The sequence below is a fragment of the Staphylococcus condimenti genome, assembly GCF_001618885.1.
GTDB lineage: Bacteria > Bacillota > Bacilli > Staphylococcales > Staphylococcaceae > Staphylococcus > Staphylococcus condimenti.
The window spans coordinates 2,516,997-2,534,988 of record NZ_CP015114.1; the positions used below are offsets into that span (position 1 = coordinate 2,516,997).

Annotated in this window: 23 protein-coding genes; 22 read left to right on the forward strand and 1 reads right to left on the reverse strand. The window is 36.1% G+C overall.

Annotation, left to right across the window (positions count from 1 at the left end):
* Window positions 1-30 precede the first annotated feature (30 nt).
* From A4G25_RS12055 to fabZ, 22 genes are all read left to right on the forward strand, one after another.
* Window positions 31-630 carry a thymidine kinase gene (locus tag A4G25_RS12055; protein ID WP_047132334.1) on the forward strand — a complete coding sequence of 200 codons (600 nt, stop codon included), beginning with the start codon at window positions 31-33 and terminating at the stop codon, window positions 628-630.
* Window positions 630-1,706 carry a peptide chain release factor 1 gene (gene prfA / locus A4G25_RS12060; RefSeq protein ID WP_047132335.1) on the forward strand — a complete coding sequence of 359 codons (1,077 nt, stop codon included), beginning with the start codon at window positions 630-632 and terminating at the stop codon, window positions 1,704-1,706. Before A4G25_RS12055 ends, prfA begins: the two co-directional genes overlap by 1 nt.
* Window positions 1,696-2,538 carry a peptide chain release factor N(5)-glutamine methyltransferase gene (gene prmC, locus A4G25_RS12065; protein ID WP_047132336.1) on the forward strand — a complete coding sequence of 281 codons (843 nt, stop codon included), beginning with the start codon at window positions 1,696-1,698 and terminating at the stop codon, window positions 2,536-2,538. Before prfA ends, prmC begins: the two co-directional genes overlap by 11 nt.
* A gap of 94 nt (window positions 2,539-2,632) precedes the next feature.
* On the forward strand, window positions 2,633-3,676 hold the full coding sequence (locus tag A4G25_RS12070; RefSeq protein WP_047132337.1) for an L-threonylcarbamoyladenylate synthase: 1,044 nt from the start codon (window positions 2,633-2,635) through the stop codon (window positions 3,674-3,676).
* Window positions 3,673-4,098, forward strand: a complete 426-nt coding sequence (locus tag A4G25_RS12075) for a low molecular weight protein arginine phosphatase (RefSeq protein WP_047132338.1) — start codon at window positions 3,673-3,675, stop codon at window positions 4,096-4,098. Before A4G25_RS12070 ends, A4G25_RS12075 begins: the two co-directional genes overlap by 4 nt.
* 143 nt (window positions 4,099-4,241) lie before the next feature.
* Window positions 4,242-4,769: a TIGR01440 family protein gene (locus A4G25_RS12080; protein WP_047132339.1), complete on the forward strand. Its 528-nt coding sequence runs from the start codon at window positions 4,242-4,244 to the stop codon at window positions 4,767-4,769.
* 25 nt (window positions 4,770-4,794) lie between these two features.
* Complete coding sequence (glyA, locus tag A4G25_RS12085; protein ID WP_047132340.1) at window positions 4,795-6,033, forward strand: serine hydroxymethyltransferase; 1,239 nt, start codon at window positions 4,795-4,797, stop codon at window positions 6,031-6,033.
* 24 nt (window positions 6,034-6,057) lie between these two features.
* Window positions 6,058-6,687, forward strand: a complete 630-nt coding sequence (gene upp, locus A4G25_RS12090) for a uracil phosphoribosyltransferase (protein ID WP_047132341.1) — start codon at window positions 6,058-6,060, stop codon at window positions 6,685-6,687.
* Between the two features lie 183 nt (window positions 6,688-6,870).
* Window positions 6,871-8,022: a non-hydrolyzing UDP-N-acetylglucosamine 2-epimerase gene (wecB, locus tag A4G25_RS12095; RefSeq protein WP_047132342.1), complete on the forward strand. Its 1,152-nt coding sequence runs from the start codon at window positions 6,871-6,873 to the stop codon at window positions 8,020-8,022.
* 160 nt (window positions 8,023-8,182) lie between these two features.
* Entirely contained in the window at window positions 8,183-8,533 is a 351-nt protein-coding gene (locus A4G25_RS12100) for an ATP synthase subunit I (protein WP_047132343.1), read from the forward strand.
* Between the two features lie 33 nt (window positions 8,534-8,566).
* Complete coding sequence (gene atpB / locus A4G25_RS12105; RefSeq protein ID WP_047132344.1) at window positions 8,567-9,292, forward strand: F0F1 ATP synthase subunit A; 726 nt, start codon at window positions 8,567-8,569, stop codon at window positions 9,290-9,292.
* Window positions 9,293-9,335: 43 nt separating this feature from the next.
* Complete coding sequence (gene atpE, locus A4G25_RS12110) at window positions 9,336-9,548, forward strand: F0F1 ATP synthase subunit C (protein WP_015900858.1); 213 nt, start codon at window positions 9,336-9,338, stop codon at window positions 9,546-9,548.
* 115 nt (window positions 9,549-9,663) lie between these two features.
* On the forward strand, window positions 9,664-10,188 hold the full coding sequence (locus tag A4G25_RS12115) for a F0F1 ATP synthase subunit B (RefSeq protein WP_047132345.1): 525 nt from the start codon (window positions 9,664-9,666) through the stop codon (window positions 10,186-10,188).
* Window positions 10,188-10,727 (forward strand): F0F1 ATP synthase subunit delta, encoded by a 540-nt coding sequence (locus tag A4G25_RS12120; protein ID WP_047132346.1) that lies wholly within the window; start codon window positions 10,188-10,190, stop codon window positions 10,725-10,727. Before A4G25_RS12115 ends, A4G25_RS12120 begins: the two co-directional genes overlap by 1 nt.
* Before the next feature lie 23 nt (window positions 10,728-10,750).
* Entirely contained in the window at window positions 10,751-12,259 is a 1,509-nt protein-coding gene (atpA, locus tag A4G25_RS12125; RefSeq protein ID WP_047132347.1) for a F0F1 ATP synthase subunit alpha, read from the forward strand.
* 35 nt (window positions 12,260-12,294) lie between these two features.
* Window positions 12,295-13,158 (forward strand): ATP synthase F1 subunit gamma, encoded by an 864-nt coding sequence (atpG, locus tag A4G25_RS12130; RefSeq protein ID WP_047132348.1) that lies wholly within the window; start codon window positions 12,295-12,297, stop codon window positions 13,156-13,158.
* Window positions 13,159-13,180: 22 nt separating this feature from the next.
* Window positions 13,181-14,596 carry a F0F1 ATP synthase subunit beta gene (gene atpD / locus A4G25_RS12135; RefSeq protein WP_047132349.1) on the forward strand — a complete coding sequence of 472 codons (1,416 nt, stop codon included), beginning with the start codon at window positions 13,181-13,183 and terminating at the stop codon, window positions 14,594-14,596.
* A gap of 20 nt (window positions 14,597-14,616) precedes the next feature.
* Complete coding sequence (locus tag A4G25_RS12140; RefSeq protein ID WP_047132350.1) at window positions 14,617-15,024, forward strand: F0F1 ATP synthase subunit epsilon; 408 nt, start codon at window positions 14,617-14,619, stop codon at window positions 15,022-15,024.
* Window positions 15,025-15,203: 179 nt separating this feature from the next.
* A complete protein-coding gene (locus tag A4G25_RS12145) occupies window positions 15,204-15,437 on the forward strand; it encodes a DUF1146 family protein (RefSeq protein WP_047132351.1) in 234 nt (77 codons plus the stop codon).
* Between the two features lie 110 nt (window positions 15,438-15,547).
* Window positions 15,548-16,819 (forward strand): UDP-N-acetylglucosamine 1-carboxyvinyltransferase, encoded by a 1,272-nt coding sequence (gene murA / locus A4G25_RS12150; protein WP_047132352.1) that lies wholly within the window; start codon window positions 15,548-15,550, stop codon window positions 16,817-16,819.
* Between the two features lie 10 nt (window positions 16,820-16,829).
* A complete protein-coding gene (locus A4G25_RS12155) occupies window positions 16,830-17,018 on the forward strand; it encodes a DNA-directed RNA polymerase subunit beta (RefSeq protein ID WP_047132353.1) in 189 nt (62 codons plus the stop codon).
* A gap of 3 nt (window positions 17,019-17,021) precedes the next feature.
* Window positions 17,022-17,459, forward strand: a complete 438-nt coding sequence (gene fabZ, locus A4G25_RS12160) for a 3-hydroxyacyl-ACP dehydratase FabZ (protein ID WP_047132354.1) — start codon at window positions 17,022-17,024, stop codon at window positions 17,457-17,459.
* A 50-nt stretch (window positions 17,460-17,509) separates the two neighbouring features.
* On the opposite strand, the gene A4G25_RS12165 is transcribed toward fabZ, so the two are convergent.
* Window positions 17,510-17,953 (reverse strand): YwpF family protein, encoded by a 444-nt coding sequence (locus tag A4G25_RS12165; protein ID WP_047132355.1) that lies wholly within the window; start codon window positions 17,951-17,953, stop codon window positions 17,510-17,512.
* Window positions 17,954-17,992 lie beyond the last annotated feature (39 nt).

The window sequence follows — 17,992 nt, forward strand, 5'->3', positions numbered from 1 at the left end:
ATTTTGATTTGAAAAGGAAGGAAAAGCATAATGTACGAAACTTATCATTCCGGATGGATTGAATGTATCACAGGCAGTATGTTCAGTGGAAAATCTGAAGAACTGATTCGCAGATTAAAACGAGGCATTTTTGCGAAACAAAAAGTGGTAGTATTCAAACCTGCAATAGACGATCGTTACCATAAAGAAAAAGTGGTATCTCATAATGGCAATGCAATTGAAGCAATCAATATCCAACGAGCTGAAGAAATTTTAGAGCATGACTTATCTGAAGTAGATGTTATAGGAATTGATGAAGTTCAATTTTTTGAAAATAAAATCGTAGAAATTGCTCAAGATTTAGCAGAACAAGGCCATCGTGTCATTGTTGCAGGACTAGACATGGATTTTAAAGGCAGACCTTTTGAACCTATGCCGCAACTTTTGGCAGTGAGTGAACTTGTAACAAAGCTCCAAGCGGTATGTGCCGTATGCGGTGCACCAGCCAGCAGAACGCAACGTCTTATAAATGGCAGACCAGCTAAAGCGGATGACCCTGTTATCATGGTAGGAGCAGATGAGAGTTATGAACCAAGATGCCGTGCGCACCATATCGTAGCGCCGAGTGAATCTGAGAAGGAGGAATTGTGATGTTTGACCAGTTAGATATTGTTGAAGAACGTTATGAACAATTAAATGAATTACTAAGTGATCCAGATGTGGTAAGTGATTCAAATAAACTTCGTGAATATTCTAAAGAACAATCTGATTTACAAAAGACAGTAGATGTTTATCGTCAGTATAAACAAAATAAGGAAGATATTGATGAAATCGTAGAAATGCTGTCTGAAACAACAGATAAAGAAGAAGTAGACATGTTGAAAACTGACATGAATGAATTAAAAGATACATTGCCAGGTTTAGAGGAAGAGTTGAAAATGCTGCTCATTCCTAAAGATCCTAATGACGACAAAAACGTTGTAGTTGAAATCAGAGCAGCTGCAGGCGGTGATGAAGCAGCTATCTTTGCTGGGGATTTATATCGTATGTACACACGCTTTAGTGAAGGGCTTGGTTATAAAACAGAAGTGATTGAAATGAATGATAGCGATCATGGCGGTTTTAAAGAAATCAGTTTCACAATTAATGGTCAAGGTGCTTATTCTAAATTGAAATATGAAAACGGAGCTCACCGTGTGCAGCGTGTTCCAGAAACTGAATCAGGTGGTCGTATTCATACTTCTACTGCGACCGTTGCAGTATTGCCTGAAGCAGAAGATGTAGAAGTGGATATTAAAGATGCAGATTTAAAAATTGAAACATACCGTTCAAGCGGTGCAGGTGGACAGCACGTTAATACAACTGACTCAGCAGTGCGTATTACTCACTTGCCGACTGGTATTATTGCGACTTCTTCTGAAAAATCCCAAATTCAAAACCGTGAAAAAGCTTTAAAAGTATTGAAAGCACGTGTTTATGATATGAAATTACAAGAGGAACAAGAAAAATATGATTCAGAACGTAAATCTGCAGTAGGTACAGGAGATCGTTCAGAACGTATTCGTACGTATAACTATCCTCAAAATCGTGTGACGGATCATCGTATTGGTTTAACAATTCAAAAACTTGATCAAATTGTTGAAGGTAAATTAGATGAAATTATTGATGCTTTAACAATGTCAGAACAGACAGAGAAACTGAAAGAACTGAATAACGTTGACTTATAAAGAAGCTGTAAGTAAAGCTTCAAAACAAGCAATTGCAAAAGGTTTCGAACCTAAACGAGCAGAATGGCTAATGATGGATTTATTTGATTGGTCATTTACAGATTACGTCATGCGGCGCGAAGAAAATATTTCAGATGATGAATTGGAACGATTTAATGATGCTGCTGAACGCATGCTTTCAGGTGAACCGATTCAATACATTACAGGATTTCAAACTTTTTTAGGCGAGAAATTTAAAGTAGATAACCGTTGTTTGATTCCACGTCCTGAAACAGAAGAGGTACTATTACATTTTAAAGAACGATGTCAACAAGGTGCTGTTGTAGCCGATATTGGGACAGGAAGCGGTATTATTGCTGTGATGTTGAAACAATTACGCCCTGATTTAAAAGTATATGCGACAGATTTGTATGATGGCCCTTTAGAAGTTGCAAAACAAAATGCACATGTACATCATGCAGAAATCACTTTCTTAAAAGGAAATGCATTAGAACCATTAGTTGACAATAATATCCGTTTAGATGGATTGATTTCAAATCCGCCATATATAGATTTTGCTGATGCTTCAGAAATGGCGGAAACTGTTTTGGATTTTGAGCCGCATCAAGCGTTGTTTGCAGAAAATCATGGTTTAGCAATTTATGCTGCTATCATTGAACAGTTACCATATGTAATGAATGATAATGCCATAGTGGTATTTGAAATCGGTTTTGAACAAGGAGCAGTATTAAAAAGAATGATAGAAAGAAAATATCCTCATATTGAGGTTGAGGTAATTGCAGATATTAATAGTAATGATCGCATTGTATCATTTCAATGGAACTCTGTTTAAAAAGTTATGGAGAATGGGAAATGACGTTAAATTCCTGATTCTCGCATAACTTTTTCTTTTGTTTTAAAATAATAATGAAAGGACGTGTCATATAATGCAGACAAAAATATGGGACTTAAGTGAAGAGATTGATTCGTCAAAAGCCAAAGCGGCAATAGAAGAAATTGCTGAAATATACCGAAAAGGCGAGTTAGTCGCAATCCCAACTGAAACAGTATATGGATTAGGTGCTAATGCAAAAGATGATACAGCCGTAAAAAAAATCTATGAAGCCAAAGGCCGCCCATCTGATAATCCATTAATTGTACATATATACGACCAAACACAAATGAATGACTTTATTACTGAAATTCCAGAAAAGGCACAACAATTGATGGATGTGTTCTGGCCAGGTCCTATTTCATTTATTTTGCCATTAAAAGAAGGTTATTTATGTAAAAGGGTGTCAGGAGGATTATCTTCTATTGCTGTCAGAATGCCAAGTCATCCAGTAGGGCGTGCTATTTTAAAAGCAGTTAGATTACCAATTGCAGCACCGAGTGCAAATTTAAGCGGCCGTCCATCACCTACAACTTTTGAACATGTCAATCATGATTTAAATGGTAAAGTAGCTGGAATTGTTAATGGAGATCAGAGTGAAGAAGGATTGGAAAGTACAGTGTTGGATTGTACACAGTATCCATTTAGAATAGCGCGTCCAGGCGCCATCACTGTAGAAATGATAGAACAGGTGATACCTGGTAGTATAGATACGACATCGGTATTGAATACAGACAAACCTATCGCGCCTGGTATGAAATATAAGCACTATTCTCCAGACACGCCAGTAGCGATGCTGACGGATTTAAATGCAGCTATCACATCTCAGAAAAATTGGGAAAACACTTTGTTTGCAGTGCCGGCTACACTTAAAAAATATCTTCCCAAAAAAGCATTGTATCGTGAATTGAGTGTAGATGAAACGGATTTAAAAAATGCGAATCATAACTTGTATCAAATACTGCATGAATTAGATACAGATACAGATATCGAGCAAGGTTATATTTTTAAATTTGATAAAACTGATGAAAGTAATGCTTTTCTTAATCGTTTAGAAAAAGCAACTGGAAATCAAATAGTAGGAGCAGAACAGTTATGAAAATAATTTTTGTCTGTACAGGCAATACATGCCGCAGTCCAATGGCAGAAAGTATTGCAAAAAAACTTTTACCAGAGCATACAATTGAATCGCGCGGTTTATTTGCAATGGATGGACAAGCACCTTCTATGTATACAAAAGAAATTTTAGCAAAAGAAAATTTTGATGCCCCGACTATGGCTGAGCAATGGCGTGATTCAGATACAAATGCAGATTTAATCTTAACAATGACTGCAAGTCATAAACAGCAGCTTGAAATGATGTATCCGCAATCATTACCTATTTATACATTATATGAATATGCAAAACAAAATGGTGAGGTATCAGATCCTATAGGCGGCAGTTACTCAGATTATCAAAATGTTTATAAAGAATTGTATTATTTAATCACAGAATTGAAACATCGTATCGAGTTTATGTGAATAATTAGTATAAGTTAAGGTTCAAATGCGTTATAATATTTCCATAAAGCATCGTTTGCTTATGTTTGGAATAAGTTATTGAGGAAAGTTGATTTTTCTAAGAACTTATTTCTTTGTCATCAAAAACAAAGGGGTGGAATTAAATGGAAAATTTGGAGTTATTGCTAGAAGAATTGAAAGAACAAGATTTCTTTAAAGCTGATGAAATTTGCGTAATCGGCTGCTCAACATCTGAAGTAATTGGAGAAAGAATCGGTTCTGTAGGTTCAATTGATGTTGCACAAGAAATCTTTGACGCTTTAATGAAAGTAAGTAATGAGACTGGCGTTATTTTCGCATTCCAAGGATGTGAGCACATTAATAGGGCAATTACAATCGAACGTGAACATTTCAATCCACTTACAATGGAAGAAGTAACAGTTGTACCTGCTGTTCACGCTGGTGGCAGTATGTCCACATATGCTTATCGTCATATGAAAGATCCGATGGTAGTTGAAGAGATTACAGCTTCACGTGGTATCGATATTGGACAAACTATGATTGGTATGCACATTAAACATGTTGCTATACCGGTTCGCACTTCAGTTAAAACAGTTGGAGATGCAATTGTCACGATTGCTTCTTCTAGACCGAAATTGATTGGCGGCGAACGTGCTCACTATACTTTATAACTAATCGAATTGGGGGAATGATGTCATGTCATTTATCGAAAAGGAAGACAAAGCAGTATTTGAAGCTATTCAAAATGAATACAACCGCCAGAACAACAACATTGAATTAATCGCATCTGAAAACTTTGTATCTGAAGCAGTTATGGAGGCACAAGGTTCGGTATTAACGAATAAGTATGCCGAAGGTTATCCAGGTCGCCGTTATTATGGTGGCTGTCAGTATGTAGACGTTACTGAAACATTAGCAATTGAACGTGCTAAGGAATTGTTCGGTGCAGAACATGTGAATGTTCAGCCGCATTCAGGCTCACAAGCAAATATGGCAGTTTATTTAGTAGCTTTAGATCATGGAGATACTGTATTAGGTATGAATTTGAGTCATGGAGGTCACTTAACACACGGCGCTCCAGTCAATTTTAGCGGTAAATTTTACAACTTTGTTGAATATGGTGTAGATAAAGAAACTGAACGTATCGACTATGAAGAAGTACGTCGTCTTGCAAAAGAAAACAAACCAAAGTTAATTGTTGCAGGCGCATCTGCTTACCCTCGTGAAATCGACTTTAAGAAATTTAAAGAAATTGCTGATGAAGTCGGTGCTAAATTAATGGTGGATATGGCACACATCGCTGGCCTTATAGCTGCAGGTTTACATCAAAATCCTGTAGATTATGCTGATTTTGTTACAACAACAACGCATAAAACTTTAAGAGGACCGCGTGGTGGTATGATTCTTACTAAGGAAGAGTATGCAAAACAAATTGATAAAACAATCTTCCCTGGTATTCAAGGCGGACCGTTAGAGCATGTTATTGCTGCTAAGGCAGTAGCATTTGGAGAGGCTTTAAATCCTGACTTCAAGGATTATCAAGAGCAAGTTATAAAAAATGCAAAAGTATTAGCTGATACATTAGTCAAAGAAGGTTTCAGAGTAGTGTCTGGTGGAACTGACAACCACTTAGTAGCAGTTGATGTTAAAGGTTCATTTGGTATTACAGGTAAAGAAGCGGAAGAAGCATTAGATGAAGTCGGAATTACTTGTAATAAAAATACAATTCCATTTGATCAAGAAAAACCATTTGTAACAAGCGGTTTGCGTTTAGGTACACCAGCAGCTACAACACGCGGTTTCAAAGAGGAAGATTTTGAAGAAGTGGCTAAAATCATTAGCTTGGTTGTTCAAAATCCTAAAGATGAAGCTAAGTTGAAAGAAGCAAGTGAACGTGTAGCAGCATTGACTTCAAAACATCCATTATATAAATAAGATAAACTAGGAGGCAACACCGTTATGGGTAAAGTACATGTATTTGATCATCCACTCATTCAACATAAAATGAGCTATATCCGTGATGCTAACACAGGAACAAAAGAATTCAGAGAACTTGTTGATGAAGTCGGCATGTTGATGGCTTATGAAGTAACAAGAGATTTGGAGCTCCAAGATGTTGAAATTGAAACACCAGTAACGAAAACAACGGCAAAACGATTGTCAGGAAAAAAACTGGCATTCGTACCTATTTTAAGAGCAGGTTTAGGAATGACACAAGGTATTTTAAGTTTGATACCAGCAGCTCGTGTAGGACATGTTGGTTTATATCGTGATCCCGAAACATTAGAAGCGGTTGAATATTTTGTGAAATTACCGCAAGATATTGAAGAACGTGAAATTGTAGTTGTAGATCCGATGTTAGCAACAGGGGCTTCAGCAATTGAAGCAATTAATTCATTAAAAAACCGTGGTGCTAAAAACATTCGTTTCATGTGTTTGATTGCAGCGCCTGAAGGTGTCGAAAAACTTCAAGAAGCTCATCCAGATGTAGATATCTTTATTGCAGCACTTGATGAAAAGCTGAATGATAAAGCGTATATTACACCAGGATTAGGTGATGCTGGAGACCGTTTATTCGGAACAAAATAATTGGACACAGCAAGACGCTTCCGTTTTTATCATCATTAACGGTGTAACTAGTGTCTATTGAATATAAAATGTTGAATACGTAACAGAGTATGCAGGTGATTAGCATTGTGACCATTAAAAACGGCCCCATTTAAATGTTAAGTAGCCATGCATACTTTCTTTTGTATTTAAGGAGATTTTTTTATGAAGAAAATTATGACTGTATTCGGAACAAGACCAGAAGCAATTAAAATGGCGCCTCTTGTTGCGCAACTAAAAAAAGAATCCTCATTGGAAGCTGTCGTAGCGGTAACGGCTCAACATCGCGAAATGCTTGACTCTGTATTAGAAACATTCGATATTCATCCCGATTATGATTTGAATGTAATGCAGGCAGGACAAACACTTTCTGATATTACATCAAGGGTGTTGAAAGGACTAGAAGCAGTCATTAAAGCCGAAAAGCCAGATATGATATTAGTTCATGGAGATACGATGACAACTTTCGCAAGTGCATTGGCTGCATTTTATAACCAAGTTGCAATTGGTCATGTAGAAGCTGGATTACGAACTTGGAATAAGTATTCTCCATATCCTGAAGAAATGAACAGACAGATGGTAAGTAATCTTGCAGATATTCATTTCGCACCAACAGCACAAGCTGCAGAAAACTTATTGAAAGAAAATCACTCGGCCGACTCAATAGTTATTACAGGAAATACAGCTATCGACGCGATGTCTACTACTATTAAAGATGACTATCAGTCTGAGATTATCGGCAAACATCAAGATAAGCGTATAATTTTATTGACAGCACATCGACGTGAAAATATAGGGAAACCTATGGAACATATTTTTAAAGCAGTAAGAGAGATTGTAGATCAACATGATGATGTTGTAGCGGTATACCCGATGCATAAGAATCCGAAAGTGAGAGAGATTGCTGAAAAATATTTGGATAATCATGAACGTATAGAATTAATAGAACCGCTTGAGGTCATTGATTTCCATAATTTTGCGCATCAATCTTATCTGATTTTGACTGATTCAGGTGGTATACAAGAAGAGGCACCATCGCTTGGTAAGCCAGTACTTGTTTTAAGAGATACAACAGAACGACCTGAAGGCGTAGAAGCAGGAACGCTTAAACTAGTTGGTACAAATGAGAAAAGTGTCTATCAAGCTGCAGATGAGCTATTAACAAACGCATCAATTTATAAAGCAATGAGTGAAACGGATAACCCATATGGCGATGGTCATGCAGCTGAGCGTATTTGTGACAATATAAAGTACTATTTTGGGCTAACTTGTGAAAAACCATATGATTTTGGCGAAAATAAAGACAATTTTGAATAAATATCAAAATTTGTGTCTAAAATGTGACAATTGTTAAACATAAGAATAGCTTATTTTGAATGTAATTGACACGCGCAAGAGTGCTATATTATCATTAAAAATGTATGGATGAAATGGTTTTCAGATGATTCGTATTTCCATGTGAAATGAGGCACAATAAATGAAGCAATTCAACATAATTTTCAAGAAGTATCTTCAATATTACATTTATTGGTTGTCAGTGTTGGTGATTATTGCATTAATAATACCAAAACCTTTCATTTATGGCCTTATAATCGGTTCATTTGGTTCTTTGATCAATACATACATCTTTGAATTATATTTATCTAAGGCGCAGAAAGAGGAGACGTCTCAGGTATCAACAGGCGGTTTTTGGCGGTATCTCGTTGCATTTCTTGCCTGCTGCACCTGGCTTTTCTTTAAAAACCAAGTGAATATTATTGGTGTAATGATTGGTTTGATGATTTCATATATTTTAATCATCTTGCGACCATTTCTTCACAAAATGTAATACAAATCAATGGATGAAAGAGGTGAGTATTATATGCAACATAAAAGCCCTGTAGTTACTTGGGATTTGTTCGGTTTGGATATTAAGTTCAACTTAGCAAGTATTTTAATGGTAATCATTACTTCGCTTATTGTTTTAGTGATAGCTATAGCTTGTACTCGAAACTTGCAAAAACGTCCAACCGGCAAACAAAACTTTATCGAGTGGGTCTTTGACTTTGTAAGAGGCATTATCGAGAGTAACTTAGCTTGGAAAAAAGGAGGACAATTCCATTTCTTAGCTGTTACGTTGATTTTGTTCATATTTGTCGGAAATATGCTCGGATTACCTTTTGCAATTGTAATCGACCATACATTATGGTGGAAATCTCCAACTGCTGACGCTACTGTTACTCTAACATTAGCAACTATGGTAATTTTATTAACACATTACTATGGTATTAAAATGCGAGGAGCGAAAAACTACTTTAAAAATTATGGTCAGCCATTCCTTGCATTAACACCTGTCAATATATTTGAAGAATTTACAAATACATTGACACTCGGCTTACGTTTGTATGGTAACATTTACGCAGGTGAGATTTTAATCGGCTTATTATCATCCTTGATAATCGGTCATGCGGCTTGGGGTTGGATTATCGGTGTTCCAGGCTTAATAGCTTGGCAAGCATTCTCGATTTTCATTGGTACTATCCAAGCGTATATCTTTATCATGTTATCCATGGTATACATGTCCCATAAAATTGCGGACGATCACTAGTTTTAATTAAATATTTTAAACACATTTAGGAGGATTTTTTAATATGAATTTAATCGCAGCGGCAATCGCAATTGGTTTATCAGCACTTGGTGCAGGTATTGGTAACGGTCTTATTGTATCTAGAACAGTTGAAGGTGTAGCACGTCAACCAGAAGCACGTGGACAATTAATGTCAATTATGTTCATCGGTATCGGTTTGGTTGAGGCATTACCTATCCTTGGTCTTGTAATTTCATTCATTGTTTTATTCCAGTAATAAATACAATCGAGGCAAGCGGCGAAGTCAAAAATCGGCTTTCGCCATTTCTTTCGTAATAGATTAACACTATATGCCAATAGAGGACTTTGAATGAAAGGAGTGTCCAAGTACTGTGACTGCGACTACAAATAATTTAGTTCTTGGTGCTGCAGGCGGCGGTGTAGAATGGGGTTCAATATTAGTAACATTAATTACTTTCTTAATCCTGTTAGCATTGCTTAAAAAGTTCGCATGGGGTCCATTGAAACAAGTGATGGATAAACGTGAACAAGATATCAATAAAGATATTGATGATGCAGAACAAGCTAAGATAAATGCTCAAAAACTTGAAGAAGAAAACAGACAAACTCTAAGAGAAACTCAAAACGAGGTTCAAAAAATCTTAGAAGAAGCAAAAGTGCAAGCACGTGATCAACACGAACAAATCATCCATGAAGCTAATCAACGTGCAAATGGCATGATTGAAACTGCTCAAAGTGAAATCAATAGCCAAAAAGAACGTGCAATCTCTGAAATCAATGATGAAGTTTCTAAGTTGTCAGTTCTGATTGCGTCTAAAATTTTACAAAAAGACATTTCAGAGAAAGATCAAAAAGATTTGATCGAAAAGTACATTAAAGAGGTAGGGGATAAATAATGGCAATTATTGCTAAAAAATATGCCCAAGCGCTGTATGAAACGTCACTCGACAAAGATGTTTTAGAATTAATGTACGATGAATTTGCTGCAGTTGATGAAGCAGTAATTCCTAATCAAGACAAATTGAAAGCTTTTGATTCAGACCCTAAAAATATCGCTAAAGATCGTAAACATATCGTAGAATCAGCATTTAAAGGTGTTAATGAATACTTGAAAAATATGTTGTTTGTTATGGCTGAAAATCGTCATTTATCTATTTTACCTGAAGTATTCAAAGCATTTGAAGGTCTATACAATCAATATTACAATCAAGACTTTGCAACTGTTGAATCAGTTCACGAACTATCTCAAGATGAGTTAGATAAAGTCGGTGAAGCGTTGATTCAACGTACAGGGTTGTCAAAACTAATTATTACAAATGTAATTAATAAATCACTTATTGGCGGTGTAAGAGCCAAAGTGGGTACAAAAGTCTTTGATGGAAGCATTCAAAATGATCTTGCTCAAATTGAAAGAAAATTTATCAGAACGAAATAATTTATTAAAGAGGAGTGACATAGATGGCCATAAAAGCTGAAGAAATTAGTGCATTACTTCGCTCACAAATCGAAAATTATGAGTCAGAGATGTCTGTTACTGATGTCGGTACTGTAATTCAGATTGGTGACGGTATCGCATTAGTTCACGGATTAAACGACGTTATGGCTGGTGAGTTAGTAGAGTTCCACAATGGTGTTCTTGGATTAGCTCAAAACCTAGAAGAATCAAACGTTGGTATCGTTATTTTAGGACCATATACAGATATTAAAGAGGGCGATGAAGTTAAACGTACAGGACGTATCATGGAAGTACCTGTAGGCGAAGAACTTATCGGACGTGTGGTTAACCCATTAGGTCAACCATTAGACGGACAAGGTCCAATTAAAACTGATAAAACTCGTCCAGTTGAAGAAAAAGCAACTGGTGTTATGGCGAGAAAATCAGTAGATGAACCATTACAAACTGGTATTAAAGCAATCGATGCTTTAGTTCCAATCGGACGCGGTCAACGTGAGTTAATCATTGGTGACCGTCAAACAGGTAAAACTACAATTGCTATTGATACAATCTTGAACCAAGCGGATCAAGATATGATTTGTATCTATGTTGCAATTGGACAAAAAGAATCTACAGTTCGTTCAACTGTTGAAAAATTAAGACAAAGCGGTGCTTTAGACTATACAATCGTAGTAACAGCATCAGCAGCTGACCCGGCTCCATTATTATATATTGCACCATACTCAGGTGTGACAATGGGTGAAGAATTTATGTTCAATGGTAAACAAGTTTTAATCGTTTATGATGATTTAACTAAACAAGCTGCGGCTTACCGTGAACTTTCATTATTACTTCGTAGACCTCCAGGTCGTGAAGCTTATCCTGGTGACGTTTTCTATCTACATAGTAGATTATTAGAACGTGCTGCAAAATTAAATGATGAACTAGGCGGCGGTTCAATCACTGCATTGCCTATCATTGAAACACAAGCTGGTGACATTTCAGCTTATGTACCAACAAACGTTATTTCAATCACTGACGGACAAATTTTCTTAGAATCTGACTTGTTCTTCTCTGGTGTACGTCCAGCGATCAATGCCGGTTTCTCTGTATCACGTGTTGGTGGTTCAGCTCAAATTAAAGCAATGAAAAAAGTTGCAGGTACATTACGTTTAGACTTAGCTTCTTACCGTGAATTAGAATCATTTGCTCAATTTGGTTCTGATTTAGATGAATTCACAGCTAAAAAATTAGAACGTGGTAAACGTACGGTTGAAGTCTTGAAACAACCTCAAGGTGCACCACTTCCAGTTCAAAATGAAGTATTGATTATCTATGCATTAGTAAATGGTTTCTTAGATGATATTCCGGTTGAAGATATTATTCGTTTTGAAAACGAATTAATTAACTGGGCTAAAAATAATGCAACAGATTTATTAGATGAAATCAAAGACAAAGGTACATTACCAGATAAAGAAGCAATGAACAGCGCAATTGAAAATTTCAAACGCAGTTTCAGCGTATCTGAGTAATACAGAAGCGAAGTATTAAATAAGGTGGTGAAATAATGGGATCTCTAAAGGATATTGATTCAAGAATTAAATCGACGAAGAAAATGAATCAAATCACTAAGGCAATGAACATGGTTGCGAGTTCTAAATTAAACAGAGCACAACGAAATACAAATCAGTTCAAACCTTATATGGATAAATTGCAAAATGCAATTACTGCTGTAGCGGGTCAAACAACATCTAATCATCCAATGCTTGTCGAACGTCCAGTGAAAAAGCGTGGATACTTAGTTATCTCAAGTGACCGTGGATTAGCAGGTGCGTATAACGCTAATATCTTACGTAAAGTTTTACATGATATTCAAGAACGTGGAGAAAATCCAGGTGATTATAAATTGTTAGTTCTTGGTAAAGTAGGGATAGACTTCTTCAAAAATAGAAGTATTGAGGTTGAATATGCGTTGCCTGATGTACCAGATCAGCCAACATTCAAATCAATCGAACCTGTCACTAAGAAAGCAATTGATTTATATGAAAACGGCGATATCGATGAATTAAATATTTACTATAATAAATTCGTCAATGTTCTTGAAAGCAAACCGACTGCTAAAAGAGTATTACCATTAAGTAAAGAAGATGCAAGTTCAGGTCATGGACAAATGTCTTCATATGAATTTGAACCTGATAAAGAATCAATCTTGAATATTATTTTGCCGCAATATGTAGAAGGTTTAATTTATGGCACGATTCTAAATGCAAAAGCAAGTGAACATGCAATGCGTATGACTGCTATGAAAAATGCTTCTGATAATGCGAGCGACCTTATTGACGATTTATCATTACAATATAACCGAGCACGTCAAGCTGCAATCACTCAACAAATTACTGAGATTGTCGGCGGCGCAACTGCTCTTGAATAGTATTTAAAGGAGGAAAAAAAGAATGGGTGTAGGCCGCGTAACACAAATCATGGGTCCAGTAATCGATGTAAGATTTAATCATGACGAACTTCCTAAGATTAATAACGCTTTAGTGCTAGATGTACCTAAAAAAGATGGCACTACAGAATCTCTTACATTAGAAGTAGCACTTGAATTAGGCGATGATGTTGTTAGAACTATCGCAATGGACTCAACTGACGGAATCAAACGTGGTGACGATGTTAAAGATACAGGTCGTCCAATCAGTGTTCCTGTCGGAGAAGACACATTAGGAAGAGTATTTAATGTATTGGGTGATCCTATTGATAATGCAGGTCCAGTTCCTGAATCAGTACCACGTGAACCAATTCATAGACAACCACCACCATTTGATGAATTATCAACTAAAGTTGAAATTTTAGAAACTGGTATCAAAGTTGTAGACTTATTAGCACCGTATATTAAAGGTGGTAAAGTTGGACTATTCGGTGGTGCCGGAGTTGGTAAAACAGTATTAATCCAAGAATTGATTAATAACATCGCTCAAGAACACGGCGGTATTTCTGTATTCGCTGGTGTCGGTGAACGTACACGTGAAGGTAATGACTTGTACTTTGAAATGAGCGATAGTGGTGTTATCAAAAAAACAGCAATGGTATTCGGACAAATGAACGAGCCACCTGGTGCGCGTATGCGTGTAGCATTATCAGGTTTAACAATGGCTGAATATTTCCGTGATGTTAAAGGACAAGACGTTCTTTTATTCATCGATAACATTTTCCGTTTCACTCAAGCAGGTTCAGAAGTATCTGCATTGCTTGGTCGTATGCCATCAGCCGTTGGTTACCAACCAACACTTGCTACTGAAATGGGTCAATTACAAGAACGTATCACATCAACAATGAAAGGTTCAATCACGTCTATCCAAGCAGTATTCGTACCTGCCGATGACTATACTGACCCTGCACCAGCAACAGCATTTGCTCACTTAGATGCAACAACTAACTTGGAACGTAAATTGACAGAAATGGGTATTTACCCAGCTGTGGATCCATTGGCATCTACTTCAAGAGCACTTGAACCAACAATTGTTGGACAAGAACACTATGATGTTGCTCGTCGTGTACAAGCAACATTACAAAAATACAGAGAATTACAAGATATTATTGCTATCTTAGGTATGGATGAATTATCTGATGAAGATAAGAGTACGGTTGAACGTGCAAGACGTATTCAATTCTTCTTATCTCAAAACTTCCACGTAGCAGAACAATTTACTGGTCAAAAAGGTTCTTATGTTTCTGTAAAACGTACAGTTGAAGACTTCAAAGATATCTTAGAAGGTAAATATGATCATATTCCTGAAGATGCATTCCGTTTAGTCGGCAGCATGGATGATGTATTAGAGAAAGCTAAAGACATGGGTGTTGAAGTTTAAAAATTAGGAGGTAAAGTTTAATGAACACAATGAACGTTAATATTGTTACTCCTAATGGTTCTGTTTATAACCAAGATAATGTTGAAATTACTGTTTTACAAACAGTTGGCGGTGACATGGGTGTGATGTATGGTCATATTCCGACTGTAACAGCAATTCAAACTGGTTATGTTAAAGTACATTATACAGATGGAATTGATTACATCGCTGTTAGTGATGGATTCGTAGAAATCAGACAAGAAAAAACGTCAATAATTGTACAAACAGCAGAAAAAGCTGAAGATATTGATGTCAGACGTGCTGAATCGGCTAAAGAACGAGCAGAATCACATTTGAATAACAATGACGAAGATACTGACATTAACAGAGCAAAACGAGCTTTAGAACGTGCTGAAAATCGTCTTAAAGTTTCGGAATTACTAAAATAATGCACCATAAATTATAGGATATATCTCATTTTGAGATATATCCTATTTTTTTGATTTATCTAAATTTCAGTTTGTAAAATAGTTGTGGATTTTTTGTTATTATATACAAGATTGTATGATTTTTAGTCAATATAATGTACAATGTTAGTCAGTAAACATTTGAGGAGAAGACATCATTTATGGATTATTTAGGTCAATTTGCAATTGCACATTTAATATTACACGTGGTTTGTATATGTGTTGCTTTTTGGGCACTCAATGCTTTGAGATTAGATCAATTTTTTAAAAAAGGATATCCTGTGCAAGTACAAGTCTTACTTATTTTTATTTCTATTGTAATAGGTACAGGAGTTAGCAATTTTATAATAGATTTGCTTCAATTCTCAACTCAATTGAAATACTTAGGGAAATAAGCGATAAAGTGTAATTCAATAGTAATTCCATATATAATAAAGTTATAGTAGAAGTGAAGGAATGTCTGAATTGAAGATGTTCAGAGGAGTTAAAAAGTGGAGGAGTAATAATGACTAGAGATAGAATTGTAATCAAAGGCGGTAATCGTCTTGAAGGAGAAGTTCAAGTTGAAGGCGCAAAAAATGCAGTATTGCCAGTTTTAACGGCATCATTGCTAGCTTCAAAAGGAGCTAGTACATTACATAATGTTCCGGAATTAAGTGATGTCGAAACAATAAATAATGTATTATCAACATTAAATGCGGATATTACGTACAATAAAAAAAATAATAGTGTTACTGTAGATGCAACGAAAAAACTTAATTTTGAAGCGCCTTATGAATATGTTAGTAAAATGCGTGCTAGTATATTAGTAATGGGCCCTTTATTAGCAAGACTTGGTCATGCTAAAGTAGCTTTACCAGGTGGATGTGCGATTGGAAGCAGACCGATTGAACAACACTTAAAAGGTTTTGAAGCACTGGGTGCAAAAATTCATTTAGAAAATGGTTTTATTTTTGCAGAGACTGAAGATGGCTTAAAAGGAACAGACATCCATTTGGATTTCCCAAGTGTAGGGGCTACTCAAAATATTATTATGGCAGCAGCATTAGCTGATGGCAAAACAGTGATTGAAAATGTAGCACGTGAACCTGAAATTGTAGATTTAGCTAATTATATTAATGAAATGGGCGGTAATGTTTCTGGAGCAGGAACAGATACGATTACAATCAACGGTGTTAAAGAACTTCATGGTGTAGAACATGCAATTATACCTGATCGCATTGAAGCAGGAACGCTTATTATTGCAGGTGCTATTACGCGTGGAGATGTTTTTGTGCGTGGTGCAATTAGAGAACATATGACAAGTCTTCTGTATAAATTAGAAGAAATGGGAGTTGCTTTGGATTATCAAGAAGATGGTATTCGCGTTTCAGCAGAAGGTGAATTACAACCAGTTGACGTTAAAACACTACCGCATCCTGGTTTCCCAACCGATATGCAGTCTCAAATTATGGCTTTATTACTAACTGCAGAAGGGCATAAAGTAATAACTGAAACCGTATTTGAAAATCGCTTTATGCATGTTGGTGAATTTAAACGTATGAATGCACAAATTACTGTTGAAGGCAGAAATGCTAAAATTACTGGTAAGAGTAATTTACAAGGAGCTCAAGTAAAAGCTACAGATTTACGTGCAGGTGCTGCATTGATTTTAGCTGGCTTAGTGGCTGAAGGTACAACAGAAGTTTCTGAATTGAAACATTTAGATAGAGGCTATGTGAATTTCAATGGTAAATTAAAATCACTCGGTGCAGATATCGAACGTGTAAGTGAATAGGAGATTCTTGATGATTAAGTATAAATATAGAAAACTGACACATCTTCCGATAGGATTTGGTATAATAATTATCGTTACATTGATAATATTGATGTTCTTTGTCGGAATCATTATCGGTTATCTGCTTAATCATGAGAATCCCATATCGTTTTTTGATTACCAGACATGGCGACATTTCAAACAGCTTTTCGGAGGTTAGCATATGGAAACAGTTTTTGACTATAATCAAATAAAAGAAATTATCCCGCACAGACAACCATTTTTATTGATTGATAGAGTTGTTGAGTATGAAGAAGGTCAACGTTGCGTAGCAATTAAACAAGTTTCAGGAAACGAACCATTTTTCCAAGGACATTTTCCTGATTACGCAGTAATGCCTGGCGTATTAATTACTGAAGCATTAGCACAGACAGGTGCAGTTGCTTTGCTGAATAGCGAACAGAATAAAGGTAAAATTGCTTTGTTTGCGGGGATCGATAAGTGTCGTTTTAAAAGACAAGTGACACCTGGTGATACATTAACTTTAGAAGTTGAAATCACTAAAATGCGAGGACCGATTGGTAAAGGTATAGCTAAAGCAACAGTTGATGGACAACTTGCTTGCAGTTGCGAACTGACTTTTGCAATACAAGATGTATAAAAAAATGCGTTATACTTTCATGGCTACATGATAAAGTATAACGCGTTTTTTTATTCTTCTCGTCGTTCGTCTTTTAGTCGTGGTTTTGATTGCATCATTCTATTAAATGATTTTTTTAATTCTTCCCCTTCTAGACCTTCATCTACAAGTTGAGCTAATAAATTTTCGGCATAGACCTGTCTAAGTGTATAGACATGACAATCAAAGATAACAGACATATTTTCATTTCCATATAATGAGATGTTTTTAATCGTGGCGTCAAATAGTGCAGGATCATTAGATGGTCGAGTGATGACTACACGAATATCAAGTAAAGCTTCATCGTCCATATATTCTTTCATAATGTCATAGTGGTTGTTGGAAATAACGATTTCTAATAACCAACCTGTACCACTTTGTTCCTTATTAATAATTACACCATCATATAGCTCGTATTCAATAACCCCGCCATTTTTAGTGACAATTTGGAATCTGACTGCTTTAAATGTTTTCAATAGGAAGTCACTCCAATCTTTTTGAAATTCTGCAAAATA